The 667-nt window shown below is 51.4% G+C and carries 1 protein-coding gene; it reads right to left on the reverse strand.

Annotation, left to right across the window (positions count from 1 at the left end; all coding sequences use genetic code 11):
- Positions 1–91: 91 nt before the first annotated feature.
- Positions 92–436 carry a hypothetical protein gene (locus tag AC2W7G_RS17905; protein WP_485869619.1) on the reverse strand — a complete coding sequence of 115 codons (345 nt, stop codon included), beginning with the start codon at positions 434–436 and terminating at the stop codon, positions 92–94.
- Positions 437–667: the final 231 nt, after the last annotated feature.

Consider the following 667-nt stretch of genomic DNA (forward strand, 5'->3'; position numbering starts at 1 on the left):
GTAGCTTGCGCCAGCGCGTTTCTTCAGGTTCTCCGCTATGGTCTTCTTGAAATGCTCCTGCTCCTGCTCACGGATTCGACCAAAGCGGATTTCATCTTCCAGTGTGCGACCTATCGCGGCCGCCCATAGGAGTTATCGGGATGCCTTCAGGCTTGACCAGTTTGCTGAGGATTACCTTCAGTATGATGACCGCAGCGGACTCGGAAGAGATGCGCAGGGAGCGGTCTTTGACAGCCTTCTCGTCAGTGCTCAGCATGGTAAACGCTACACTTGGGCGAGAGGTCGAGGACTTACCGTCCGGGCCTTCATGCCACTCACGCATAGCCTTAGCGATGGTCGGGACCAGCGTTTGCATCAGTGGCTTGGCAACCTGATTGTCTGCCAGTTCCCCGCGCTCAGTCTGACGCTCAAGGTTCTTAATGAAAACGTCGCTCACCTTCAGTGTATGCCTCATGCTCTAGCTGGAGCTGTTTTGACTGCGAGGTCTTGCCCGTAGTGGTCCGCCAGTACGTTGAAAGGTTCGATTGCATTCGACACATCAGAGAAGTCATGTTTGTCAATTGAGATGACGCTCATACTTAAAGTCCTTATAACTGTTGTCTTATCACTAAAGTCTGTCACTTCAGTCCTTACTTAGAGTCTTTCGACCTTTAGTTCCTTTAGTGTA

The organism is Aeromicrobium sp. PFPM2_SD2, assembly GCF_057364525.1.